The organism is Myroides sp. C15-4, from assembly GCF_050522745.1.
Classification (GTDB): Bacteria; Bacteroidota; Bacteroidia; order Flavobacteriales; family Flavobacteriaceae; genus Flavobacterium.
Genome location: NZ_JBMVQX010000005.1, coordinates 1 through 24417, shown reverse-complemented (window position 1 = coordinate 24417; position 24417 = coordinate 1). Strand labels below are relative to the sequence as shown.

The window sequence follows — 24417 nt, the reverse complement described above, 5'->3', positions numbered from 1 at the left end:
CTTAAAATTATTTGTTATGAAAAAACTCGTATTAACATTAGCACTTGGCGGATTACTTTTCGCTACATCATGTAAAGACAACAAGGCGGAGCCTACTGAGGCAGATACTACGCCAGCAACTGAACTAAATGAAGCGAAATCAGAAGCGGAGATTAAATTTGATCAAGCAAAACAAGCTTTAGATGAGGCTATAAAAAGTGGAGATAAAGCAGCAGAAGAAGCGGCTAGAAAAACACTAGATGACGCTCAAAAAGCTTGGGAAACAACTAAACAAAAAACGGAAGATGCCGTAAATCACATGGAAGAAAAAGCGAATGAATTAAAAGAAGACGCTCAAAAATCCTTAGATGAGGCAAAAGACAAAGCGGATGAATTAAAAGACGAAGCAAAAGAGAAAGCTGAAAAAGCAAAAGAAAGCGTAAAAGAAGCAGCAAAAGAAACTCAAAAAGGGTTGGAAAATGCCGCAGATAAATTGAAAAAATAATTAAAATGAGGACCTGGAAACAGGTCCTTTATTTTTTTACACATCAATAGTTTTTCTGTCATTTATCAAAAAAAGAAGTATTTTATCTTTTATTTACCAGACTAATCCATGGTTCTTTCTTCTTTTTTTCGTAATTTGTAAACAACTAAAAATTAAACACTATGAAAACAAATATTGGTCTAAAAGACGATGTAAGACAAAAAGTAACGGATGTACTCTCTCGATTATTAGCAGATGAATTTGTACTGTATACCAAAACAAGAAAAGCGCATTATAACGTAGAGGGAATAGACTTCCACTCCATGCACTTATTTTTCCAATCCCAATATGAAGCAACGATTGTAGATGTTGATGATATCGCAGAGCGAATTCGTCACCTAGGTCACTATGCTCCTAGTAGCTTGAAAGAATACCTTGCTTTGACACAATTAACAGAGTCTAGAGACAATGAAGGCAATGACAGTGCTTCTTGGATTAAAGACTTGTGTAAAGATCACGAAGCAATTATTGTTTTCTTAAGAGAAAACATCGATCCCATTGACGAAATGCACGATCAAGGTACCGCTGATTTCTTGACGAGTTTATTAGAAAAACACGAAGAAGCAGCTTGGATGTTACGCGCACATATTAAGTAATATTCAACTCCTTATTTATTATAGAGGTTTGTCTTTAAAAGGCAAACCTTTTTTGTTATTTTTACGGTCAACCCAGAACAATTCCAAAAATAATGAAACGATTAATTATACTTGTGGCTGCAGCTTTATTGCAGTATGCTTGTACGTCCTCTCCCCAAACAGAGTCAGAAAAGGCGCTTTTATTTCAAAAGACCTTAAATAAAGAATTTGCTAACAAAGATACCTCTCCCTTAGTACCCGATGCATTGAAGAACTTCAAAGAGCTGGATTTCTTCCCTGTGAACGAACGTTTTATTATCGAAGCGCAATTTACCCGTACGCCGGACGAAGTTCCCTTTGAGATGCCTACAACAACTGAACGCAAACCCATCTATGTCAAGTATGGCGAAGCTACTTTTCTATTGAATGGCAAAGAACAAAAGTTAGATCTGTTTCAAGATATCAACCTACGCAATCAAAAAGAATACGAAAAACATTTATTCCTTCCTTTTACAGATTTAACCTCCGGTGTTAGCACCTATGGTGGAGGTCGTTATATTGATTTAGAGATTCCAGAAGGAGAGGCGATCATCTTGAATTTCAATTTGGCTTATAATCCATATTGTGTGTATAATCCCAAATTTTCTTGTCCTATTCCACCAGAACAGAATTACATTAATGCCGAAATTAATGCAGGGATCAAGGACTATAAATACAAATAAAAAAAACCTCAATCTTCCGATTGAGGTTTTTTTTTATTTGTATTGGTATAATTTACTTCAATTTCTTTACACCCATATTGTATAAAGTAAAAGCTTGTAAATCAACATTTTCTTGAACTTGCTGTGCAATTGATTTACCAGCACCATGTCCTGCATTAGTTTCAATGCGGATTAACATCGGGTTATTTCCTTTGTTGTGTGCTTGTAATTCAGCTGCAAATTTAAAGCTGTGTGCAGGTACAACGCGGTCATCGTGATCTCCTGTTGTTACCATTGTAGCAGGATAAGATTCTTCTTTCACATTGTGTAGAGGAGAATATCCTTTCAAGTAGTTGAACATTTCTTTGCTATCTTCAGCTGTTCCGTAGTCATACGCCCATCCAGCGCCAGCTGTAAAGGTATGGTAACGCAACATATCTAATACACCTACAGCAGGTAGAGCTACCTTCATTAAATCAGGACGTTGTGTCATTGTTGCTCCAACTAATAATCCTCCGTTTGATCCCCCTTTGATTGCTAAGAAATCAGAAGAGGTGTATTTATTGTCAATTAAGTATTGAGCAGCAGCAATGAAATCGTCAAATACATTTTGTTTTTGCATTTTTGTTCCCGCTACGTGCCAAGCTTTTCCATACTCACCACCCCCTCTTAGGTTAGGTACCGCATATACTCCACCATTTTCTAACCAAATAGCATTAGCAATACTGAAAGAAGGCGTTAAACTAACGTTGAATCCTCCATAAGCATATAGCATTGTCGGATTTTTACCGTTTAATTCAATTCCTTTTTTGTACGTAATGATCATTGGTACTTTTGTTCCATCTTTCGAAGTATAGAATACTTGTTTAGACTCGTACTGCGTAGAATCAAACTTCACTTTAGGCTGCTCGTAAACTTTAGAGGTACCCTCTTGTACATCTAAAGCATAGATTGTTCCTGGTGTAATGTAGTTAGTAAATGAGTAATACAGGGTTGTATCTTCTTTTTTACCTCCAAATCCGCTTGCTGTTCCGATACCAGGTAGTTCGATTGTTCTGATTTCTTTTCCTGTATAATCGTATTGTTTCACCATAGAAACGGCATCTTTCAAATAGCTGGCAAAAATATATCCTCCCCCTTTTGTTGGTGACAATACATGTTCTGTTTCTGCGATGAAATCTACCCAGTTTGCTTGTTGTGGTTTTGTTGCATCAACTGTTACTAGACGTGAATTCGGTGCATTGAAATCGGTTTCGATAAACAATTTACCGTCTTTACTATCTAATACACTACTACTGCTATCGAAGTTGTTCACCAAGGTTACAATAGGACTATTTACCTTTGTTAAGTCTTTGATATACAACTCATTCCCATAAGTTGAATTTGCCGCAGAAATAACCAAATATTGGTTGTCTCCTGTTACATATCCACCAACATATCTTCTCTTCTGGTCTTTACCAAAGATTAAAGCATCCTCTTTTTGAGCTGTACCTAACTTGTGGTAGTATAATTTGTGCTGATCTGTTTTGGCAGACAATTCGCTTCCTTCTGGTTTCTCGTAGCTTGAATAGTAAAATCCTTCGTTTTTAAACCAAGAAACACCACTAAATTTAACATCTACTAAGGTATCGCCAATCACTTCTTTCGTTTCTGTATCGATCACAATCACCTTTCTCCAATCACTTCCTCCTTCTGAAATGGCATAAGCTGCTTTGCTTCCGTCTTCAGAAAAATCAATACTACCTAGTGATGTTGTACCATCTGTAGAGAATTTATTAGGATCTAAGAATACTTCTTCTTTTCCTGCTTCATCTTTGCGGTATAAAATCGACTGATTTTGTAACCCATCATTTTTGAAAAAATACGTGTATTTTCCTTCTTTAAATGGAGCGCCAATTTTTTCGTAGTTCCATGCTTCTTCCATTTGTTTTTTCAGCTGATCTCTAAATGGAATTTGAGCTAAGTAACCATACGTTACTTCATTCTGTGCTTTTACCCAAGCTGCAGTTTCTTCAGAACGGTCGTCTTCTAGCCAACGGTAAGGGTCTGCTACTTCAACCTCAAAGTACGTATCAACTACATCACCTTTTTTCGTTTCTGGATATTGGATATCCGCTACCTGTTCTTTTGCCCCTTCATTTTTACATGAAATAATCAAAGTTGCTACAAGAAGAGTCATTAACGATTTTCTCATAATAAATAATTCTATTTTTAAATTTCTTTGCTAGTAAATATATTAATAAATAATGCAAAAGCAAGGCCTGAAGCCTTGCTTTTATCCAATTATAAACCAATTAACAAGTAAATATTAATGTGCATGATCGTGATCATCTCCGTCATGGTCGTGATCGTGGTCGTGATCATGTCCTCCATCGCCTTCACCTGTAGGTACAATTTCAATATTTCTAAATTCCATCGTTTGATTCCCTGACTTATCCAATACTTTTACCACAAAGTGATAATTTCCCGGTTTTGCATTGGCGTCAATGATAATTTCATGGTGGTGAATCTTATCGTTTTTCACTCCACCTAAGCTCCATGTCTTATTAAACGCAAACGGTTTTCCTTCTGTGGCTGTAGGGTTTACTGTTTTAATTGCATGGGTGTGATTATCCCCTCCTGAATGGTTATGTCCATCGAAATTATTGTGAATATCCACATTATAAGAAGCTAATCCGTCGTTATCCGATACCACCATATCAAAGTGAATATCTTTTCCTGCTTCTAATTTTGCTCCTTCTTTTGGTGCAATTAAATCCACTACAGGTTTTTCTGTGTCCGTGTTATTATCACTCGAACATGAAGTAAAAGCGAATACACTCGCTATTGATGCTATTGCTATATATTGTAATTTTCTCATTGTTTTAAATTTTAAAATGATGGTGTATTGTTGTTGTTTCTGTTGTTTTGTTGTTTCCTTTTGAACTTTACACCCACGGTGGACCGCGATTAAAATAAAAACAACTTCTTCGTTGTTCAATGCGTGCTCTTGTTTCTACAAGAACTATTTCGTCTATTACTAAGGGGACAATAGCAATAGTATAACTAGGAACTTCAATAGCGGGATGAATCTTAAACAGGTATTGGTCACAATAGTGCACTTTACTCCCATCGATCCATTCTAATGCGTGATTTCGCGCTCCAAATTCATGTTCAATAATAACATAGTGTAGTAAGTTACTCGTTAGTGGAATAAAAAATACAACAACTAAAAAAAAGTACTTACTAACACAACTGTTAGTTTGTTTCATTAAAACGGTATTTGGATCATTAATTGAATGGATCTACCTAGTTCTGGAATTCCCAGTGGTCGATAGAAACTCATGTGATTTAAGATTTTTTCATCAAAAATATTGGTTGCCGTCAAACTTGTTTTTGCTTGTACTTTACCTAAGTGAATCGTTGAAGAAATTCCAAACCCGTAGCTTTGTGAACTGGGTGTACTATCTTCCCCTTGTGCAATTCGCTCTTGTTCTGCATACCATTTACCGTTGACAAAAACTTCCGAATTTTTAAATACTTTCCAGTCATTAAAAGCATAGCTTACCTGACCAAAAAAATTGGCTGGTGTTGAAAATGGCAATGGATAATTTCCATTTTTACCATTGTCTACCTGCTTATTGTAAATAAATTCAAAGATTCCCTCAACCGTTAAGCGATCCCAAAAGCGTTTTTCTGCTTTCCATTCAAATCCAGTAATCAGCGCTTTGGATTGGGTGTATTCGTAAATTTGTCCACTATCAGGTAGGATTGAAAAGGTACCTGTAGGTTTTAAGAAAATATAGTTGGTAAAATAATAGGCATAAGGACTGATGGTCGTACTAAACGTTTCCGTTTGTACTGTCGCTCTCAAGTCAAGGGCAATTCCCTTTTCAGGATCTAAGTTTGGATTTCCTTTTTCATGGCGAAAAGCACCGTGGTGTACCCCATTTGACGCCAATTCAATCGCGGTGGGAAAGCGAAAATTCGTTCCAACAGTTGCCGCTATATTGAAATGAGGTGTCCAGTCGTATTTAGCTCCGATCATGGCGTTGAAACTACTAAAATCACGATCTTGTTTATCACTACGCTGTGCATAATTTGCTGCTGTTTCGACAGATTGCCCTCTATCGATCAAATAATCATAGAGGATTGGGTCGTAAAAAGGTTTAACGTGAACACTGGCGTAGTCTGCGCGGATTCCCGCCTCCCAAGTAAGGCGATCATTGACGAAATACTCGTACATCCCAAAAGCACCTACTCCTAATTTATTAAATTTTGGCAACAAAAACCCATATCCTCCAATCGTATTGTTTTGATAATTCTGTTGAATCCCCACTGTTAGTTTATGTTCATTTGAAAACAAATGCTCATATTTTACAGCCGCATCAAACGTATTCAATACGAATTCCAACTCCAAATTTGGATTCTTTGTTGGAGGTGTTTGATTGGAGAAATGGGAATGAAAGAGGCTACTTTCTTGTCTTTTATTATTTTGAAATGCGAGTAAAACACTTAATTTATCGTTCGCTGATAGCTCCCATGTAGCGGTATTAGTCACCTTAAAATGGTTAACCGATTGGTTGGGCAGCTCTACATTTCGGTGATGCCCATCATCTTGTACGGCAGCAATATTAGGAATTCCATGTGCTCCAGGAAAGAATCCACTTTTATCATATACATTGCTAACACTCAATATATTTTTAAAGTTTTCTTCTACATAGCCCACTTGTCCATACAGCGCTATATTATTTCCAGCAGTGTTTTTCATGCGTCCACCTTCAATCGGAATGATTGTATTGAGGTAGTCGATTTGTTTGATTGGCACGCGATAATCGGCGTAATCCTGTGCTGTGGCTTTGAACTTATAGAAAAAGCGATCACTTCGTTGTTTAATTTGAACCGAAGCGCCAATGGCATCATTAACCGATTTACCATAAACGATAGCTTTTCCGTCAAAAGAATGCACTTGCGGTACTTTTTCGTTGTTGATTTTAATAACTCCTCCAATAGCATCACTTCCATATTCGATGGCCCCAACTCCTTTTATTACTTCTACTTCTTCTGTACTCAAGGCATCGATTTCCAATCCGTGATCTGCTCCCCATTGTTGTCCTTCTTGTTTGGCGCCATTTTCGGCCACGGCCACACGGTTAAATCCCAAGCCGCGAATAACAGGTTTAGAAGCTCCTGCACCAATATCCATGGAGTTTACACCAGCAACCGATTCGAGTGTTTTAGCCAATGAACCTGCAAATTTCTCAACGAGCTGTTGGTTAGAAACTTTATCGACATGTTGAACTGTATGCTTAGCCTCACTAGATACCACTACTTGCTCTAGTACGGTAGTACTTTCTTTTAGGTGCAGATCCAATTCTTGATCTGCCACTAGGTTTACGGGAATATGTAATGTTTCATAGCCCAAGTAAGAAACCGTCAATTGATAGGTTCCCTTTTCCAGGGATTTGGTTTGGAATCGCCCTTTGACATCGGTCATAAAAGCTTGATCTCCTAAGGTAATTGTTGCGCCAATTAAGGCTTCTCCATGATAATCTGATACTCTTCCCTTGACAGTATACGACTGTGCAAGCACACCTAAAGAGCACAACAGCATCATCCATGTACATAGATTTCTCATTGTATCGTGTAAGTTTTAATTAATAAAATAACAGTCCTATTCAACAAAGTGAACGAACTAAAATTGGATAATTAAGCCAACACGGGCGGTGCGCGAAGGGAATAATAAACATGAGCAAGGGGAGTAAATCGAAAAACAACTTCCTCTTGAACTTCTTGGATGGTTTGGTAGGTTAAACATTGCCACTCTACTTGGATAGGCTCTAATCCGGAAGTCGGAATACTATCACAGACGAAACAATGATCTGCATGACTGTGATCTTCGGTTAGCTGAACACCGCCATAATCGCCACGGCTTTCGGAGAAATGCGCGTGTGTGCGATGCTCATTTTCATAAGCAATCGCCGTAGAAATGTGTTGATAGCTATGGAACAATTGAAATACTGTGGTAAACAAAAAAGCTACCACTAACAATATCCTTGCTATCATTTTTTTTCTACTCATCTCAGGCAAATATAGTACAGATTATTTAGTTAGAAATTTTTTTATGCCTTTTTTATTGCTCTTTCTACTTTAACCTAGGTTTTGAAAAAGTCAACACCAAAAGGCGCCTATTGCGTTTTCTACAGCTAATTTAATTAATTTTTTCGCTTTGTTTCCCCAACTTCTCTAATACTTCACCATTTCCTAACGATTTATTAAATTAAAGCTAACATAGATCAAACAAGGGCTCAGCCACACTCCCTTTCGATTTTATCAAAAAAAACACCTTGGCTAATCAAAAGAAATATTAGATCTGCGAATAAAAATAAAAAGTCGTAAATTATTCTCAAATAAATACAAGATATTCAAACGCAATATAAAAAACTCATTTGCAAAAAGATTGCATTTAGGCTATGTAAATATTGTGTATTTAACAATTAATACCTTTTTACAAAACAAAATTATCTTAACATTAAAACAATAAGACATAAAGCTTCTTTATCTTTGTGTTTCGTCTAAAATTTAAATGAATGAAGAGTAAGTTACTAGGTAGTATTTTAATCATTGCAGGGTCATCTATAGGAGGTGGAATGCTTGCTATGCCCATCACATCTGCGGGTGTTGGTTTTTGGGGAACCACTTTACTACTAGGCGTTATTTGGTTTGCCATGTGCTATACCGCTTTACTCATGGTTGACTTATACGACTATAACGATCCTTCAGCTGGGTTTAATACCCTAACAAAGAAATATGCAGGTCCATTTATCAATAAGCTCGCAGGTTTTAGCTTGATGTTTTTAATTTACGGTTTAACAGCGGCTTATATTTCTGGAGGGGGAACCATTATCAAAACAAATATCGACCTGCTGTTTGACATCAACTTTAACACCTACGCTGCCATCTTACTCTTTGCCCTTGTATTTGGGGGTATTGTCGTTATTGGTACTCAATGGGTAGATTGGTTGACACGTGGTATTTTTATGGCTAAACTAATTTTTCTAGTCTTGTTGGTTTTCTTGCTGTTTCCTTTTGTCAAACAAGCGAATTTACTGCACAGTCCTTTATCGGTTGGTATAACCCTTACTGCGATTCCCGCCATTTTCACCTCTTTTGGTTTTCACGGTAGCATTCCCAGTATTGTTCAATACCTCGACGGAGATAAAAAGCGCCTCAAACGAGCCTTTGTTCTTGGTAGTTTACTGCCACTAGTCGTGTATCTCATTTGGCAAGTTGTCGTTTTAGGTAGTTTGGACCAGATGCGTTTCATGCAAATACTACAAGAAAACTCAGGTTTAAAAGGACTTATTTTGAGTATTCGGGAGATGTCTCATTCAGCTCATGTAGAAACGCTGTTTAGCTTATTTGCTGCAACAGGCTTAGGAACATCATTCTTAGGGGTTAGTATTGGTCTTTTTGATTACTATAAAGACGTTTTCAAAGTCAAAAACAATCCAGCTATCATAACGAGTGTAGCGGGTTTATTAACGTTTATTCCTCCCTTGCTATTTGCCTTATTCTACCCAGAGGGATTCATTCTTGCTCTAGGTTATGCTGCAATTGCTGGAGTTATACTAGCTTTGTTCATCCCGCAGTACTTATACATCAAAGCCATGGCTTATCACAACAAAAACATAAGCATAGGGCAACGCTCTCTTATGGCTTTCATTTTTGTTCTAGCAGCACTCATCATTTTTGCGCAGATCAAAATAGCCCTAGGGTAATAAAACAAAACACAATAAAAACACGACACATCAATCATGAGAAATATACATGCTCTAATCTTACTACTCGTTTTTTTGGGCCCCTTGTTTTCTTATGCGCAAGAACAGTTCAATCAAACGAATGATACACTAGAAAAGAAGACGTTTCTTGAGCAGATCATTCACTATTTTGAAGAAGCAAAAAAAGATAAATCACAAAGTGAATTTGATATTTCCTTTATTGGAGGCCCCAGCTACTCGGTTGATACAAAATTGGGTTTGGGACTTGTTGCTTCAGGCTTGTATCGCTTAGATCGTGAAAACTTGGAATTGTCACCTTCTAACGTTTCCATCTACACCAATATCACGACGAGTGGTTTCTTTGCTATTGGCGTGGAAAACAACACCATCTTCCCTGATGATAAGTTTAGAATCAATGCGGACATGTCATTTACCTATATGCCTAGTAAATACTATGGCATTGGATATGCTGCGGGCGATGCGGGTAATTATTCCAAATACAACGAATATCGCTTGTCTCTAAAAGCTGATTTTCTTGCAGAGGTCGTTCAAGATGCATACGTAGGGGTCACTTTTGCAGCAAAAAACCTCCGTGGTAGTGGTTTTGAAAAAGAAGAATTTCAGCCTGACGAGAATTTAACGACTACTTTGGTAGGGGGTGGTTTAATCTTTTCCTATGATACACGCGATTTTATTCCCAATCCCGAAAAAGGGCTCTTTTTACAGTACCAGCAAACCTTTTTTTCACGTACTCTAGGCAGTAATATTCACTTCAGCCAAATTGAAACCACTGCGCGATACTATAAACGAGTAGCACCTAAGACGATATTAGCTTTTGATTTCAACGGAATTTTCAACAATGGAGATGTACCTTGGAATATGATGGCACAAATTGGAGGCCCCCGACAAATGCGAGGATACCTCACTGGACAATACCGCGATCGCAAAGAATTGAATACTCAGGTAGAATTACGTCAAAAAATATACAATCGACATGGATTAGTCCTTTGGGGTGGTATGGGAAATGTATTTGACAAATTTGATCATTTCGCTTGGTCCCAAACCTTACCTACTTATGGGGTTGGCTATCGATGGGAATTTAAAAATCGAGTAAATATTCGCTTTGACTACGGAATTGCACGAGGTCAAAGTGGTTTTTATTTTAATATTAACGAAGCATTCTAAGTACATGCCTATGCGTGAAACATCACAAAAAAGAAGTCTCTTAGAAAGACTAAGCCATAATCCAGTAGCCTTATTCTATATTTACTTACTAGTAAATATGGTTCCTACTTTTTACTTTACCCTTTTTCAACCCCTGAATTTTTTGGGAAGAGCTACTGTATTTCTTTTTCCTTTGAGTTTGTACCTCCTTGTATTTTCACTATTTAAAAACATAGGGCGAACGCAAATTATTTTATTTCCCGTTTTATTTATTCACGCTTTTCAGATTGTGTTATTCTACCTTTTTGGTGAAGATGTAATTGCCGTGGATATGTATTTAAATGTGGCAACAACGAATACGACAGAGATCACGGAATTATTGGGAAGCTTGCTCCCATCGATTGGTTTTGTGTGTTTGTTGTATATTCCCACACTCGTATGGGCAATCCTTCAGTGGAAAAGAAAATTATACCTTCCTAAAGTGGTTAGACATCGCGCCTTCAACAGTGGAATTCTGCTTTTTGTCGCTTCATTTTTACTCTCAATGGGGTCTCAAAATACAAATAGAGAGGCCTTTGCCTTTACGGTAGATGTTTATCCTATCAATGCTTATTATAACTTGAATTTCGCAATCAAAAAATGGGGAAAAGTCAAAGCATATCCACATACGTCTAAGAACTTTAGCTTTGAAGCCAAGCGTACGAGAACAGATAGTTTACGCGAAATTGTAGTCCTAGTTGTAGGAGAAACAGGACGAGCACACAATTGGCAACTCTATGGCTATGACCGTCCGACCAATCCGCTTTTAGCTCAACAAGAGCATCTAGTCTTATACCAAGATGTATTGACCCAATCCAATACTACACACAAAAGTGTATCCATGATTCTATCCGATGTCAATGCAGCGAACTATCAAGATATTTACTACCGAAAAGGAATTGCACAGGCATTTAAAGAAGGGGGATTTACCACCATCTGTCTTTCGAATCAATCGGAGAATAATTCGTTTATAGAATATTTCACTAAGGAAGCGGACATCTACCAAACCATTCGCACAACGGATAGTAAAACTCATTTAACAGTAAATCGTCCAGATGAGGAGCTCATCCCCCTCATGACGGAGTTAATTGAAAAAACACCAGGTAATTTATTTATTATCCTACACAGCTATGGTTCACATTTTAATTACAAAGAGCGCTATCCACAAGCGTATAGACAGTTTACCCCAGATAACCTCACCGCAGTGAGTCGCAGACAAAAAGAACAATTAGTCAATACCTATGACAACAGCATCCGCTATACCGATTATTTCTTGTCATCGACCTTAGATGCCTTAAAGAAAATCGATGCGACTAGTATACTGTTATACACCTCAGATCACGGTGAAGATCTATTTGATGATGATCGCGGTTTATTTTTGCATTCCTCCCCAACACCGTCATACTACCAATTGCATATTCCGTTCTTCATGTGGTTTTCGAATTCGTTCATTGACGCACATCCTGAACAGTATCAACTTGCTCAATCGCGACAAACACACCCCATCAGTACACATGTGATCTTTCACACCTTACTCGATGTGGCAGCGATACAAACGCCACATTTCAAGCCTGAATATTCACTTGTCAATCCTCAGTTTACAGTCTTGCCTCGCTTGTATTTAAACGATCACGATTTGGCTGTTCCTTATCAGAAAATGAACTTGAAAGAGGAAGACTTTGAACAAATTAAAAAATTGAATCTAAAAAATTAAACGATATGAAGTCTTATTTACAACTATTTTCCTTTGTGATTTGCTTGCTATTGTCTACCAGCCTATGGGCTCAAAAAGAGCGATTTGAATTATTGCCTTTTGGCAATATGAATCAATGGCAAGTTAGAGAGATAAAAGAATCGCTTCTCATTGGAGGAAATATGAGATACCTTTATTCTATCAATGATTCAAAGGATACCTTAAAAGACAATACCCCTTATAAAAACACGCGTTCCCCCTGGGCAACTTCATCCGTTTTAGCTGTTGTGAGCGGCATTACAAAAGGAAGTGTAACCGTGTTCCCTGAGAAACGAGGCAGTGGTTTTGCTGCGCGTTTGGAAACAAAAGTAGAGCGCGTCAAAGTGTTAGGCATCTTGAACATCAACGTTTTGGCCAGCGGAACAATTTTTCTTGGCGAGATGATTGAACCGATAACAGACACTAAAAACCCACAAAGTAAATTAGTCACTGGAATTCCTTTTACCAAAAAACCAAAAGCGCTACAGTTTGATTACAAAGTAATTACAGGAGGCAAATCGAGTCGAATTAACGGTGTAGGTAAAGGTACTGTGCTCAATCAAAACGACAAGGCAGAGATTCGCATTTTACTGCAAAATCGCTGGGAAGATAAAGAGGGGAAAGTACACGCCAAACGAATAGGAACAGCTTGGCTCAATTTAACCCAAACACAAAAAGAGTGGAAGAACAAGTTCCAACTCAAAATTAATTATGGCGATATTCGAAATCAAGCAGTTTACCAAAAAGAAATGGCACTTCGCACAGGAGAATTTACGGATTATACCCGCAATAGCAAAGGGCAAATGACTGAAATAATAGAAGAAGGTTGGGGAACAGCCGATGATCCCGTAACCCATCTTATCGTTCAATTCTCTTCAAGCAATGGAGGTGCTTATATCGGAAATGAAAATAGTCGATTGTGGGTGGATAATATTGGGCTAGTTTATGAGTAAACGGTTCACAGTTTACAGCTTACAGGTCACCGTTTCGGTTCACCGTTAACTGTAAACTGTTAACCGTTAACTAATCCCTATCTTTCACCTGCTTTTGGATCAGCACCGTATTCATTTTGACCAGGTGTACTATCCAAACAAGCAAAGTAAAGCAATACTAAACCACCAATACCTGTTAATCCAATCAAGATTAACCAGCCACTTTTTCCTGTATCGTGTAAACGACGAGCTAAAAGTCCTAATGAAGGCACTAATACCGCTAAGCTATATATATATCCGATGAAACCTAATGGACCCAAGATTTTATCTACAATTCCTAAAATGATAGAAATAATCAAGCTGACCAAGGTAAAAGACCAATATTCTTTACGTCTTACACGTCCATTAAAATCAGCATAGTGATTTTTTAAAATGTTGATAAAATTTTCTTTTAATGTAGTAAAATTCAATTCCATTTTTTCTTTGTATTTATGTTTTCAGAGAACGAATGTAAAGTTCTTTCTTTAAAAATTCACAAAATTAGAACAAAGTTCACTATAAATAGGGAGGGAAATAGAGATGAGTTATTGGAAATGGGTGAAGGGTGAAGGGAAAGTTACAGACTCGTTAACCATTCAGTCTGATTAACTGTAAACCAAAAAAAGACATCACTACGGATGTCTTTTTTACACTAAAATGATCTAATATTATTATTTTCTAATACTGTCATGGCTGTGTGTTTCAATGCCATCATTCCACAAGGTTAAGATGTCTGTTGCAACAGCAGCACCACTTCCAGCTGCAATAGCAAGTTGACTGCGGTGTCCCGCTAGCGTACCTGCTACATAAATCCCCTCGGCTACAAAGTGATCTATATTTTTCAATTGAATTCTATTCTTTGTTGGGATTGACTTTTTATGGGGTTCCACGTAGTCCATCAACCCTTCGATGGCAAAAGTAGCACTTGAATTCACTGCTACAACGACCATACGTGCCAAATAGATTGATTTATTCGTTTCGACTGTAAACAAGCCTTCATGATTTCGGCTTACTTTGCTTACCTTCTCTCCTTCTATTTGGGTTATATTGGAATAGATTCGCAAATTTTCTTTCGCTTGCGCAAGTAAATCACTTCCTAGCGTTCCTGGTTCAATTCCAAAAGCATTATTAAATACTGCATCTTGCAGCATACTTGCTTTTTGATGCATAACAATTCCGATAGACTTTCCTTCCATGAAAGTCTTCTTTGCAGCACTACCTAAGACTTGAGCACAAGAAACACCAGAAACACCTCCGCCAATAATTAAAACATCATAAACCAACATATTTGATCTATTTTGTTTTATCGTCAATCAACTTTGAAGTTCTGTAAATCAACAGAATACAAACCGCACACAAGAGTGCTACAATACCAATTATAGCTACTAAACTGTCCCCTTGAAATAAGTTATTAAAATCAAGCATCGTGATATTTAATACAATTAAGGCAACAACAAATGCAATAATAATGTAACTGAATATTTTCATTATTTCTTAAAAGATTTTAATTCTATTGTCCGAAAGTACAAAATAAAAACCACTCCCTGACTGCTTTAACATTACCCCCACATATTTTAACAGGGTGAAAACGCCTTCCTAAAATCGCTAAATGTGCATTTCTTGCTCAAAAGTATCGTAATTAGTCCCATTCAGCTGCTGTCTTTTAGAGCGCGTACATCCCCCTCTTTAACCTTGTCTTTTCATTTTTTTTTCTAGGCATTTAACGTTGCGTTTCTGTTTTAGCAAAAGAATGGGCATACGACCAATTTAGGATCATTATAAAATAGAAGTTGCTCGTAATGAAGAAGTCAACATCCGAGAAAGATTTGTAATTTTGTGGGCTCAAAATTAAATCAACATGTTTCAGATTGGTCAGGCCTTGGTTTCGGAGGATATTTTAGAAAAAGAATTTGTATGCAACCTCACAGCTTGTAAAGGGCAGTGTTGCATTGATGGAGATGCGGGTGCTCCCGTAGAGAAGGAAGAAACGGCCATTTTAGATGAGATATTTGAAACGGTTAAACCTTATTTACGTCCAGAGGGTATTGCTGCTATTGAGCAACAAGGTACGTATATTATTGGAGAGGATGGTGAATACGAAACGCCCTTGATTCACGGAGGCGAATGTGCATATGTTATTTATGACAATGGCATGGCGCTATGTGGAATTGAAAAAGCGTATATCGAAAAGAAAATAGATTGGAAAAAACCGATCTCTTGTCACTTATATCCGATCCGCATTAAAGAATACTCTTCATTTTCAGCGGTAAACTATCACAAATGGCACATTTGTAGCGATGCTTGTGCTTTAGGTAAAGAATTAGAAGTACCTGTTTATAAGTTCTTAAAAGATCCGTTGACGCGCAAATACGGTCCAGCTTGGTATGAAGAGTTGGAACTAGTAGCTCAAGAATATTATAAGAAATAAGGTTATTTTAAATAGAGGGTCTGTTGTCCATAGTCGAGAATTGCTTGGCCTAATCCAAAAACATCAGACCCAATAATACCGTGTACATTTTTTGTTTTATACTCTGTTAAGGCGGTATTCACGTGGCTCAAATCCAATAAAACAAAGTTAAAATCTCCTTTTTTCCATCTTCCCATTTGGATTTCATTGGTAAAGGATACCTGTGTCATCATCCCATTGGCTCCTGCTCCAGATGCTCTTGTTTCTGATTCTGATGTTATTAATCCAAAATAAGTTGTGTATTGAAAGTCGATACAACTATTTGAAGCACCTGTGTCGAGAATAAAATCTCCCCAGATTCCATTTACTTTTACCCGTACAAAAAGGTGGTTGGTTCGCGCTATCTTGAAGCGAATTTGTTTATAGCGTTCTTTTTTTAACCAATCTTTATAGTTTTCCATCAATTAAGTTTAGTTTTAATACTTTTTATAAGGTACTTTTGTAGTTTGAAAGATACTACTTTGTAGAACATTACCAAAGCATGATTTTTACTGACACTCATACCCATCTTTACTCAGATGCATTTGCGGAGGATCGCAAAGAAACAATAAATCGCGCAATATCAAATGGAGTTACGCGTTTTTTTATACCTGCTATTGATTCAAGCTATGCTCAGGCGATGTTTGATTTGGAAGCGGCGTTTCCTGCGCATATTTTTTTAATGATGGGGTTGCATCCAACAGATGTCAAACCAGAGACATATAAAGAAGAACTTGCTTTTGTAGAACGAGAATTAGCTCGACGCAAGTACTATGCAGTTGGAGAAATTGGAGTAGATTTGTATTGGGATAAGACGACACTGTCCATTCAGCAAGAAGCATTTCAACAGCAAATTCAACTGGCAAAGAAGTATCAATTGCCCATTAATATTCACTGTAGAGATGCCTTTGATGAAGTATTTGAAGTGCTAGAGCTTGAGAAAGGACAGATGCTCCGGGGTATTTTTCACTGCTTTACGGGTACAGAGGAGCAAGCTCAACAAGCGATAAGTTACAACATGAAATTGGGAATCGGAGGAGTAGCGACCTTTAAAAACGGAAAGATTGATCAGTTTTTACATAAAATACCGTTAGAGCATATCGTATTAGAAACTGATTCTCCGTATCTTGCACCAGTCCCTTTTCGGGGCAAAAGGAATGAAAGTGCTTATATTTTGAACATTGCTGAAAAGCTAGCTGAACTGTACGCACTGCCTTTACAAACAATTGCTGACCAAACGACAGCCAATTCAAAAGCTGTTTTTGGCATTTAATTGCAAAAGATAGAAACATAACATTTAAGTTTACATAAATATTTAAAACACTAATGTCTAAGTTTGATTCAATACGCCATTACCACGATCATGAGGTCAATGAGGTTTTACAAAAAATCTCTAAGCACCCTATGGTTAAAGCGTTAATGGGGTTTACTTTCCCTACTAAAACCGAACAGGAATGGATGGAAGATTTGAGTAAAGTAACCTCAATTCAGCAATTTCAAGAAGAATTTGCCTACCACTCTATTCGTCGAATCTTAGAGAAAAGCTCAAATGGACTATCCACGTCTGGTTTTGAGAAATTACAAAAAGATACTGCTTACTTATATATATCGAATCACCGTGACATTATTATGGATACGTCATTATTGAACGTAACCTTAAAAGATAACGGTTTAACGATGACGGCTTCTGCTATTGGGGACAACTTGGTACAGAAATCATTTCTATTAGCCTTAGCTAAAGTAAATCGCAATTTTTTGGTGCGTAGAAAATTAACACCGCGCGAGTTATTAGAGAGCTCTCGTTTAATGTCAGAGTACATCCATAGCTTAATTGTGGAGGAAAATCGTTCGGTTTGGATTGCCCAACGCGAAGGACGTACCAAAGATGGAAATGACGCCACGAACACGGGAGTTTTAAAAATGATCGGTATGGATGCCGGCGAAGAAAACTTGATGGATTACTTCAAGCAATTGAAGATTGTTCCAGTATCAATTTCGTATGAATACGATCCAACCGATGCGTTAAAAATGCCTCAGTTGTTGGCTATTGCAAACAATGAAACCTACATCAAGGAAAAAAATGAGGATTTCATCAACTTATACAGTGGGATTATTGGTCAGAAGAAAGGAATTCACATCCACATAGGCGATGTGATTGACACCGAATTAGACCAGATCAAAGCCATTGCAGAGAAACCAAATAAACAGCTACAAGCGTTAGCTCAGGTTATTGACCACTCTATCATTACCAATTATCACTTGTGGCCAACGAATTATATCGCTTACGATATTTTAAACAACACCAATAAATTCGCTGCTCACTATAGCGAAAAGGAAAAACAATTATTTGAGCGTCGTTTGGAACTAAGAGTCAACAAACAGGAGCAAAAAGTGGTTGATAACTTTTTGGCGATGTATGCAAATCCAGTAGCGAATAAATTGAAATTACAAGATGAATAACAAACCTTCAATCTTACTCATTTATACAGGAGGAACCATTGGTATGGTGAAAGATTTTAAAACGGGTGCTTTGCGTGCGTTTAATTTTGATCAGCTAGTGGAACGCATTCCAGAACTACATTTGTTGGATTGTGCTATCGAAACCTATTCCTTTGATGTGCCGATAGATTCTTCGGACATGCAACCCGATTTATGGGTACAAATGGCTAGTATTGTGGAGGAAAATTACAATCACTTTGATGGTTTTGTTATTCTACACGGCTCTGATACAATGTCGTATTCAGCTTCCGCTTTGAGTTTTATGTTGGAGAACCTACATAAACCTGTGGTCCTAACAGGATCTCAATTGCCTATTGGCGATTTGCGTACTGATGCAAAAGAAAATTTAATTACAGCCATCCAACTTGCTGCTTTACAAGAAAATAATATTCCTGTCATTCAAGAAGTGTGTTTGTACTTCGAATACAAATTATACCGTGGAAACCGCACGTCCAAGGTCAGCGCAGAGCTATTTAATGCGTTTACCTCTCCGAATGTTCCACATTTAGCAGAATCAGGTGTAAATTTGCGCATTAACCATTCGTTATTATTGCAAAAACCCTTATCTTTGCCGCTTTCGGTTCACAAGGAGATGTCGCGTAATGTTATGATTTTACGCTTATTTCCAGGAATACAACAACAAGTACTGGAAGCTGTTTTAGCCATTCCGAGCTTAGAGGGCATTATCTTGGAGACGTATGGTTCAGGAAATGCACCGACAGAACCTTGGTTTTTAGAAACCTTGCGTTGTGCTACTCAAAAGGGATTAAAAATTATCAATGTAACTCAATGTTCGAGTGGTAGTGTGATGATGGGAAAATACGAAACCAGTACAGCATTAAAAGAGATTGGCGTTATTTCTGGTAAAGATATCACTACAGAAGCAGCGATAACCAAGTTGATGTATTTGTTAGCTCAACCGAATATACAAGATTTTAAAACCGCTTTTGAAACGCCTATTTGCGGCGAAATGGAAGCCTAAGAATACAAAGAGAGGTGGCCGAGTGGTCGAAGGCGCACGCCTGGAAAGTGTGTATACGGCAACGTATCGAGGGTTCGAATCCCTTCCTCTCTGCAATTAAAAAACAAAACCCTTTGTAATTCAATATATTACAAAGGGTTTTGTTTTTCAGGGGACATAGCAGGGGACACTTAATCTTTTTATCTAAACTAAATTATTAAAATTAATAACCCTACATCTTTCTTGAGTTTATTAATCAACTTTAAAACATATTACATTTTTATAAATACATTAGATATAAAATCACCATTAATAGTCCCTTTTAATTCATTAGTCAAGTAGACTGATAATTCCACGACACCTAAATCATTTAACTGACTAAAGAAATCAGATATAGTAGCGGTACATTCTTTTCCCTGAAAATGAAAACTATATTTATCAATTTCAGATTTATTATTTGAATTACTAATCTTTAATCTTAATATAGCATTAAATATTTCTGCCCTCTCCTCTACTGTAAACGGTAACAAAATTAAATTTATTTGATCAGACAATTCCTTTATTTTATTTCCATTTATCTCATAACTATCAGGTAAATCGAAGTAAATAAAATCAGGAACTGCTCTAGTATTTTGTCTTTTTAATTCGTCAATTTGCAATTCAAAATTTTCTTCCACTTGTTTAAAACCTAGTTTTAAATTTTCAATAGACTTTCTGCTATTTTCTTGTTCCTTTCTAAGCTCTGATTCAAATTCTTCTTTTTGATTAGCCAATTCCTTCTTCAAAGATTCATTAGCGGTCTCAAGATGACCTATTTCTTGTACAAATTCCGTTGTACTCTTATATCCAGAAGAAATTTGAAGTAAAAAATACTCATGTTCTGCTTTTGCAATTTCTTTTGTTCTATCATTAATCAGAACATCTTCCTTATCATTCTTTCTTTTTATCAAAATCTTATTTACAACAATATCTGTTTTTAATGTAATCCATGGAAATAACAACATAGTACTTACAGCAAGTATTAATACGAAAATTGGGTTTAGCAAATAATGCCAAAGCGTATAGTCTTTATACAAAAGGTCAATTTTCTCAATTTTATCTACCATTGGAATTCCTCCAAAAAGGAGTATAGCAAAAACACGCCAATGGTACAGAACAAGAAGTGCAATATAAAAAGTAACAATAGACATTTTTAAACGCTCTCTGCTAGCATTTATTGAATCAATTATAAAGTCAATTATTTTATTCATTAGTTAGGTATCTTTTTAACAAATCTAAAAGAATAACTCTATATCTCAAAAGCAACATATTAAAATTTAGATTTTGATTTGCTTTACACCTTACATCCTTATAAAAGCACTTATAGCATCTTAATAAAAATTAAAGTCTGCTATTTAAATAAGTATTTACTATTTAACTAACAATTCTTTCATTTATTAGAAAGCCTTCTAAAAGAACTAATTAACTGAAAGATCAATACTCCCAAGACAACTCTATGTAATAAATCCACAAAATGAAGTAAATTCAGATTATTTACATTATTTCCATACGTATTAGAAAAACTTCTTGCAGGATTCAACATTTGAATGAATGTAGGTAAGTTATCTATAAATTCACCTAACAGCACTTTACAAGAAATAAATTCTGAATCTATATCATAATGCATCTTTACTGAAAAAAGAGGCAAACAGAAACTATAAGTAATAAATGTTATAATAATAATCAATTTCAAAGCCTTCAACCAACTTAAACCATAATTATTTGTTTGTTGTACAATCATTATTACTTTATCTCCTACGGAATACTTTTTTGACGCTCTTAATTCGTCTCTATAAGCTCTCATTTCTCTAGCTTGAAATTCTAAACTCTCTATTTGATTCCCTTTGGATCTTAACGCTTGTTTAATTTGGCGATATAATTCTCTTTTTCTCCTGAAATTTTCAGCATCTACAGGAAACTTGCCTGCTATTCTTAATTTATCATCTGAAAACCATATAGTATTTGAAACTTCAATGCCTTCAAAAGATGTATTTCGCATATTTATAAAATCAAAACTATTAAAATCAAATTCATAAAATTTTGTATTACCAAAACTAGTGTCAAATACAATTAATGAACTCTCTTTATGTAGTCCTTCATCAGTCTTAAATATTTTATTATCCGCGCAACAACTATTAAAGCTAACTATTCCAAAATTCGAAAAACTTTCGAAAATGATAAGTCTTAAACTGATTTTATCAAAAATTAAATTCAGATTTTGATTAATCCCAGAGATAAAAGCTTCCTTAATACTCCAATTATAGAATTTCAAAATCCCTTTAAAACTAGATGTAATAGGCAAACTAATTTTATTGATACATAACCCTTTCCCATCAAATTCAAAACCTTCTATAAAATTTGCATCAGTGATATAGAGTTGATTAAGATAGGTTTTCGTTTCTTTTAGTGAAGTATCATTATTTATTAATTTTGATTCACGATAGAATTCATCTCCATGTATATTAATTTTGTTAATTCGACTGCCTTCAATACTAAATGTTCCCTCAAAAACATTATTATTTAAAGTGATACTTTCTGCGCATTCAATATTCCAAAATTTAGTCCAATTTGTAAATTTTGAATTAACCATGGAAACGTTTCCTACATTCGATTGAACCCTTAGAAAACCAATAGTCGAGCTTCGTACATCTAATTTTAGAACACAATCAACAATATCAATGATAGAAATAGTGCAGTTATCTATTTTTAAACCATCATATTGAATTTTTGAACTTTCAATAGTTATTTTCTTCAATATAGACTCTGATTGAATTAATAGTCCTCGCCGAATATTACAACTATTAACCAACACATCCTCATCCAATTCACAGTTACTTAAAATAATTCCTCTTTCATTATCATCCAAATTTAATAAACTAGAATTCTCAGTAGTATTTGTAACATTGATAAAATGAATCCCTTTTTTAAATTGACAATTCACAAAGTGTATCCCAAATTTGATATCAATATTTTGAATTGTTACTAATTCATTAAAAATAACATTGTGAATAGACCTAGTCTCCCAAGTGAATTTTTTTTTCTCTAAAAATAATGGAGCATATACTCCATATTCACCTCCTTTAGAGAATTCATCATTCATTAATTTATCGTAAAAATCATTAGGGCATACTGGTATAATCATGTCTACTTATTTAATAAAAAAATCTTACAATTCGTAATCTATATAAAAGGAAGTAAAATTAACATTTTATCAGATATAAATAATGCAGACATAGTAGTCTGCATTATTTATATCTCAAATCAATCAACAATCTCCAAAACCTCACAATTATAACCAACCTTAGCTCTTATTTGATTCAACACCATTGCACCTAAACCGTTTTTACCTCTGAATTTCATCATAACGAGAACATAATCATCATAAAGCGTATATTTCGTTTCAACGTGTTCAAAACTCTTTCTATCATTCATATGTCTTTTAACATAAACTAGAAGCTCTGAATGAGCTCCATCCCATGAGCTAATACATTTACTCTCAAATTCTTCTTTTCTCTTTTTACGAGCTTCTACCTGCCTTTCTCCTTCTTGTTTTATAGTCATGTATTCTTTTTGACTTTCTACTACCTTCATAGTAACCAAATGATCTAATGAAGGGACATCGTCATTCTCATATTCTATACTCCCAACTTTAGAATAGGTAATTATTGTTTTCTTAGCTATAATCTCATCTAAATCATTTACTAAAAACTCTATCCTGTAGTCTTTTAACAGCCCCTTTTTCTGATCTTTCTTCAAATAATTTTCTTCCTTATTCTCAAAAACCAACTTTGGGTTAAATTCAAATACAACCTGATTTTCAATACTATCATATCTCTGAGTAATATGCTTTTTTATATTGCGAAACGATGAATTTTTAATACCAAAATATTCTCCTATAGTAACAAGTTCTCGAAGATTTCTAAGTGATTTATCTAATGTATCTTTTTTAATATACTCAACGATAGTTTTATCAGAATGAATTCCTTTTTTTTCACTTTTCTTTACAGTATTCTGAATATTAAATATTCCTGCTATCCCAAATAAAAGGATATACACAATGTATCTAATTCCTTTATTCTTCCAAAAACTAAATTTATCATTCAACTGCTCCGAAATAGGCGGGAGTAATATAATTCCGAGAATGAATATCAACAGTCCTGATATAACTTGAAACTGACCTAGCATACCAATCCCTCCAAGTGCAAAAAAAATGCCTAGAATGTACTTAAATGTTTTCATAAATTGTCTTTTAATTAATTTCTTATTTTATGTCCCACAAAATACTTAAACAAAAAAAGCGTGGGACTAAAGCCTACGCCCTTAAAGTACCGCCAAGCACTCATCCGACAAATAGGAATAGCCCACGCCAAAGCGTGAGCGTTATCACTATTTACTTTTGTCGGAATAATAAAATTGGCGGTTTTAAAGGGACAAGTAAAAGCTAACGCTTTATCATTATTTTATCTGATTCTCCGCAAACATACCTAATATTTTTAGTATATTAGCGCTCAAAAAGCAGGGATTATGAACATATTCAGTTTTACGGCTCATTTCGGTTCGGAGGAAGATTGTCGTTTGCATTTCAAGGAGCAGCGTGATAAGGAAGGGGTTGTCTGCAAGCGATGCGGGGGCACTTCCCATTATTGGTTACAGGGTAAATGGAGTTATGAATGCAAAGGTTGCCGTTTCCGCACCTCGTTGCGCAGCGGTACGATCATGGAGAGCTCCAAGCTGCCGTTTCTGGTGTGGTACAAAACGATGTTCCTGATGAGTTGCACAAAAAAGGGATTCTCCACCAACGAACTCCAGAAGCAATTAGGATTGAAGCGTTACGAACCGGTATGGGCGATGGTACACAAACTCCGCAGGGCGATGGGCAACCGGGATGCAAGGTATACACTGGAAGGGATGATAGAACTGGATGAGGGTTACTTTTCGGTGGCCAGTAAGGAAATCGAGCGAGGCAAGGGTACACGTGGCCGGGGAGCCGAGGGAAAGCAGAACGTT

Annotated in this window: 23 protein-coding genes, 1 tRNA gene and 1 pseudogene; 13 read left to right on the top strand and 12 right to left on the bottom strand. The window is 36.1% G+C overall.

Annotation, left to right across the window (positions count from 1 at the left end; translation table 11 throughout):
• Positions 1–16 precede the first annotated feature (16 nt).
• The 3 genes from ACPDHL_RS03540 (at position 17) to ACPDHL_RS03530 (ending at position 1820) form a co-directional block, all read left to right on the top strand.
• The gene (locus tag ACPDHL_RS03540; RefSeq protein WP_430531427.1) at positions 17–484 is read left to right on the top strand and encodes a hypothetical protein; all 468 of its coding nucleotides are present in this window, start codon (positions 17–19) and stop codon (positions 482–484) included.
• Positions 485–645: 161 nt separating this feature from the next.
• Positions 646–1119 carry a Dps family protein gene (locus ACPDHL_RS03535; RefSeq protein ID WP_430531426.1) on the top strand — a complete coding sequence of 158 codons (474 nt, stop codon included), beginning with the start codon at positions 646–648 and terminating at the stop codon, positions 1117–1119.
• 92 nt (positions 1120–1211) lie between these two features.
• A complete protein-coding gene (locus tag ACPDHL_RS03530) occupies positions 1212–1820 on the top strand; it encodes a DUF1684 domain-containing protein (RefSeq protein ID WP_430531425.1) in 609 nt (202 codons plus the stop codon).
• Between the two features lie 52 nt (positions 1821–1872).
• On the opposite strand, the gene ACPDHL_RS03525 is transcribed toward ACPDHL_RS03530, so the two are convergent.
• The 5 genes from ACPDHL_RS03525 to ACPDHL_RS03505 all read right to left on the bottom strand — a co-directional run bounded on the left by ACPDHL_RS03525 (position 1873) and on the right by ACPDHL_RS03505 (position 7844).
• Positions 1873–3978: a prolyl oligopeptidase family serine peptidase gene (locus ACPDHL_RS03525; RefSeq protein ID WP_430531544.1), complete on the bottom strand. Its 2106-nt coding sequence runs from the start codon at positions 3976–3978 to the stop codon at positions 1873–1875.
• A 129-nt stretch (positions 3979–4107) separates the two neighbouring features.
• Positions 4108–4659, bottom strand: a complete 552-nt coding sequence (locus ACPDHL_RS03520; RefSeq protein ID WP_430531424.1) for a DUF4625 domain-containing protein — start codon at positions 4657–4659, stop codon at positions 4108–4110.
• 67 nt (positions 4660–4726) lie between these two features.
• The gene (locus tag ACPDHL_RS03515; RefSeq protein WP_430531423.1) at positions 4727–5050 is read right to left on the bottom strand and encodes a hypothetical protein; all 324 of its coding nucleotides are present in this window, start codon (positions 5048–5050) and stop codon (positions 4727–4729) included.
• On the bottom strand, positions 5050–7416 hold the full coding sequence (locus ACPDHL_RS03510; RefSeq protein ID WP_430531422.1) for a TonB-dependent receptor: 2367 nt from the start codon (positions 7414–7416) through the stop codon (positions 5050–5052). The genes ACPDHL_RS03515 and ACPDHL_RS03510 overlap by 1 nt, the downstream gene beginning before the upstream one ends.
• A 71-nt stretch (positions 7417–7487) precedes the next feature.
• Positions 7488–7844, bottom strand: coding sequence for a DUF2946 family protein (locus ACPDHL_RS03505; protein WP_430531421.1), 357 nt, complete (start codon positions 7842–7844; stop codon positions 7488–7490).
• Between the two features lie 524 nt (positions 7845–8368).
• Here ACPDHL_RS03505 and ACPDHL_RS03500 point away from each other — a divergent pair.
• The 4 genes from ACPDHL_RS03500 to ACPDHL_RS03485 are packed head-to-tail and all read left to right on the top strand — an operon-like array spanning position 8369 to position 13447.
• Positions 8369–9559, top strand: coding sequence for an aromatic amino acid transport family protein (locus ACPDHL_RS03500; RefSeq protein WP_430531420.1), 1191 nt, complete (start codon positions 8369–8371; stop codon positions 9557–9559).
• Positions 9560–9595: 36 nt separating this feature from the next.
• Positions 9596–10744: a BamA/TamA family outer membrane protein gene (locus tag ACPDHL_RS03495; protein WP_430531419.1), complete on the top strand. Its 1149-nt coding sequence runs from the start codon at positions 9596–9598 to the stop codon at positions 10742–10744.
• A gap of 10 nt (positions 10745–10754) precedes the next feature.
• Entirely contained in the window at positions 10755–12476 is a 1722-nt protein-coding gene (locus tag ACPDHL_RS03490; protein ID WP_430531418.1) for a sulfatase-like hydrolase/transferase, read from the top strand.
• A gap of 5 nt (positions 12477–12481) precedes the next feature.
• Entirely contained in the window at positions 12482–13447 is a 966-nt protein-coding gene (locus ACPDHL_RS03485) for a PCMD domain-containing protein (protein WP_430531417.1), read from the top strand.
• A gap of 77 nt (positions 13448–13524) precedes the next feature.
• Here ACPDHL_RS03485 and ACPDHL_RS03480 read toward each other — a convergent pair whose 3' ends face one another.
• From ACPDHL_RS03480 to ACPDHL_RS03470, 3 genes are all read right to left on the bottom strand, one after another.
• The gene (locus ACPDHL_RS03480) at positions 13525–13902 is read right to left on the bottom strand and encodes a DUF805 domain-containing protein (RefSeq protein ID WP_430531416.1); all 378 of its coding nucleotides are present in this window, start codon (positions 13900–13902) and stop codon (positions 13525–13527) included.
• Between the two features lie 234 nt (positions 13903–14136).
• Complete coding sequence (locus tag ACPDHL_RS03475) at positions 14137–14751, bottom strand: FAD-dependent oxidoreductase (protein ID WP_430531415.1); 615 nt, start codon at positions 14749–14751, stop codon at positions 14137–14139.
• 7 nt (positions 14752–14758) lie between these two features.
• The gene (locus ACPDHL_RS03470; protein WP_430531414.1) at positions 14759–14953 is read right to left on the bottom strand and encodes a hypothetical protein; all 195 of its coding nucleotides are present in this window, start codon (positions 14951–14953) and stop codon (positions 14759–14761) included.
• 370 nt (positions 14954–15323) lie between these two features.
• On the opposite strand from ACPDHL_RS03470, the gene ACPDHL_RS03465 reads away from it, so the two are divergent.
• Positions 15324–15893 (top strand): DUF3109 family protein, encoded by a 570-nt coding sequence (locus ACPDHL_RS03465; protein WP_430531413.1) that lies wholly within the window; start codon positions 15324–15326, stop codon positions 15891–15893.
• 2 nt (positions 15894–15895) lie between these two features.
• On the opposite strand, the gene ACPDHL_RS03460 is transcribed toward ACPDHL_RS03465, so the two are convergent.
• A complete protein-coding gene (locus ACPDHL_RS03460) occupies positions 15896–16333 on the bottom strand; it encodes a retropepsin-like aspartic protease (protein ID WP_430531412.1) in 438 nt (145 codons plus the stop codon).
• 80 nt (positions 16334–16413) lie between these two features.
• Here ACPDHL_RS03460 and ACPDHL_RS03455 point away from each other — a divergent pair, with 80 nt between their 5' ends.
• The 4 genes from ACPDHL_RS03455 to ACPDHL_RS03440 all read left to right on the top strand — a co-directional run bounded on the left by ACPDHL_RS03455 (position 16414) and on the right by ACPDHL_RS03440 (position 19485).
• The gene (locus ACPDHL_RS03455; protein WP_430531411.1) at positions 16414–17184 is read left to right on the top strand and encodes a TatD family hydrolase; all 771 of its coding nucleotides are present in this window, start codon (positions 16414–16416) and stop codon (positions 17182–17184) included.
• A 53-nt stretch (positions 17185–17237) separates the two neighbouring features.
• On the top strand, positions 17238–18371 hold the full coding sequence (locus ACPDHL_RS03450) for a 1-acyl-sn-glycerol-3-phosphate acyltransferase (RefSeq protein WP_430531410.1): 1134 nt from the start codon (positions 17238–17240) through the stop codon (positions 18369–18371).
• Positions 18364–19392, top strand: coding sequence for an asparaginase (locus ACPDHL_RS03445; protein ID WP_430531409.1), 1029 nt, complete (start codon positions 18364–18366; stop codon positions 19390–19392). The genes ACPDHL_RS03450 and ACPDHL_RS03445 overlap by 8 nt, the downstream gene beginning before the upstream one ends.
• A gap of 8 nt (positions 19393–19400) precedes the next feature.
• Positions 19401–19485: transfer RNA gene (locus ACPDHL_RS03440), tRNA-Ser, on the top strand.
• Positions 19486–19643: 158 nt separating this feature from the next.
• On the opposite strand, the gene ACPDHL_RS03435 is transcribed toward ACPDHL_RS03440, so the two are convergent.
• From ACPDHL_RS03435 to ACPDHL_RS03425, 3 genes are all read right to left on the bottom strand, one after another.
• A complete protein-coding gene (locus ACPDHL_RS03435) occupies positions 19644–20621 on the bottom strand; it encodes a hypothetical protein (protein WP_430531408.1) in 978 nt (325 codons plus the stop codon).
• Positions 20622–20800: 179 nt separating this feature from the next.
• Positions 20801–22552 carry a hypothetical protein gene (locus ACPDHL_RS03430; protein WP_430531407.1) on the bottom strand — a complete coding sequence of 584 codons (1752 nt, stop codon included), beginning with the start codon at positions 22550–22552 and terminating at the stop codon, positions 20801–20803.
• 119 nt (positions 22553–22671) lie between these two features.
• Positions 22672–23649: a hypothetical protein gene (locus ACPDHL_RS03425; RefSeq protein ID WP_430531406.1), complete on the bottom strand. Its 978-nt coding sequence runs from the start codon at positions 23647–23649 to the stop codon at positions 22672–22674.
• 285 nt (positions 23650–23934) lie between these two features.
• Between ACPDHL_RS03425 and ACPDHL_RS03420 the strand changes: the two are divergent.
• Positions 23935–24417: pseudogene (locus ACPDHL_RS03420) on the top strand (IS1595-like element ISBbi1 family transposase); the annotation flags it as partial.

Excerpts from the sequence above, each read along its gene's own strand:
- ACPDHL_RS03475 (WP_430531415.1), bottom strand. The coding sequence starts at position 14,751 with ATGTTGGTTTATGATGTTTTAATTATTGGCGGAGGTGTTTCTGGTGTT.
- ACPDHL_RS03520 (WP_430531424.1), bottom strand. The coding sequence starts at position 4,659 with ATGAGAAAATTACAATATATAGCAATAGCATCAATAGCGAGTGTATTC.
- ACPDHL_RS03505 (WP_430531421.1), bottom strand. The coding sequence starts at position 7,844 with ATGATAGCAAGGATATTGTTAGTGGTAGCTTTTTTGTTTACCACAGTA.
- ACPDHL_RS03435 (WP_430531408.1), bottom strand. The coding sequence starts at position 20,621 with ATGAATAAAATAATTGACTTTATAATTGATTCAATAAATGCTAGCAGA.
- ACPDHL_RS03425 (WP_430531406.1), bottom strand. The coding sequence starts at position 23,649 with ATGAAAACATTTAAGTACATTCTAGGCATTTTTTTTGCACTTGGAGGG.
- ACPDHL_RS03535 (WP_430531426.1), top strand. The coding sequence starts at position 646 with ATGAAAACAAATATTGGTCTAAAAGACGATGTAAGACAAAAAGTAACG.
- ACPDHL_RS03515 (WP_430531423.1), bottom strand. The coding sequence starts at position 5,050 with ATGAAACAAACTAACAGTTGTGTTAGTAAGTACTTTTTTTTAGTTGTT.
- ACPDHL_RS03510 (WP_430531422.1), bottom strand. The coding sequence starts at position 7,416 with ATGAGAAATCTATGTACATGGATGATGCTGTTGTGCTCTTTAGGTGTG.
- ACPDHL_RS03530 (WP_430531425.1), top strand. The coding sequence starts at position 1,212 with ATGAAACGATTAATTATACTTGTGGCTGCAGCTTTATTGCAGTATGCT.
- ACPDHL_RS03470 (WP_430531414.1), bottom strand. The coding sequence starts at position 14,953 with ATGAAAATATTCAGTTACATTATTATTGCATTTGTTGTTGCCTTAATT.
- ACPDHL_RS03540 (WP_430531427.1), top strand. The coding sequence starts at position 17 with ATGAAAAAACTCGTATTAACATTAGCACTTGGCGGATTACTTTTCGCT.
- ACPDHL_RS03525 (WP_430531544.1), bottom strand. The coding sequence starts at position 3,978 with ATGACTCTTCTTGTAGCAACTTTGATTATTTCATGTAAAAATGAAGGG.
- ACPDHL_RS03445 (WP_430531409.1), top strand. The coding sequence starts at position 18,364 with ATGAATAACAAACCTTCAATCTTACTCATTTATACAGGAGGAACCATT.
- ACPDHL_RS03460 (WP_430531412.1), bottom strand. The coding sequence starts at position 16,333 with ATGGAAAACTATAAAGATTGGTTAAAAAAAGAACGCTATAAACAAATT.
- ACPDHL_RS03430 (WP_430531407.1), bottom strand. The coding sequence starts at position 22,552 with ATGATTATACCAGTATGCCCTAATGATTTTTACGATAAATTAATGAAT.
- ACPDHL_RS03490 (WP_430531418.1), top strand. The coding sequence starts at position 10,755 with ATGCGTGAAACATCACAAAAAAGAAGTCTCTTAGAAAGACTAAGCCAT.
- ACPDHL_RS03480 (WP_430531416.1), bottom strand. The coding sequence starts at position 13,902 with ATGGAATTGAATTTTACTACATTAAAAGAAAATTTTATCAACATTTTA.
- ACPDHL_RS03450 (WP_430531410.1), top strand. The coding sequence starts at position 17,238 with ATGTCTAAGTTTGATTCAATACGCCATTACCACGATCATGAGGTCAAT.
- ACPDHL_RS03455 (WP_430531411.1), top strand. The coding sequence starts at position 16,414 with ATGATTTTTACTGACACTCATACCCATCTTTACTCAGATGCATTTGCG.
- ACPDHL_RS03495 (WP_430531419.1), top strand. The coding sequence starts at position 9,596 with ATGAGAAATATACATGCTCTAATCTTACTACTCGTTTTTTTGGGCCCC.
- ACPDHL_RS03485 (WP_430531417.1), top strand. The coding sequence starts at position 12,482 with ATGAAGTCTTATTTACAACTATTTTCCTTTGTGATTTGCTTGCTATTG.
- ACPDHL_RS03465 (WP_430531413.1), top strand. The coding sequence starts at position 15,324 with ATGTTTCAGATTGGTCAGGCCTTGGTTTCGGAGGATATTTTAGAAAAA.
- ACPDHL_RS03500 (WP_430531420.1), top strand. The coding sequence starts at position 8,369 with ATGAAGAGTAAGTTACTAGGTAGTATTTTAATCATTGCAGGGTCATCT.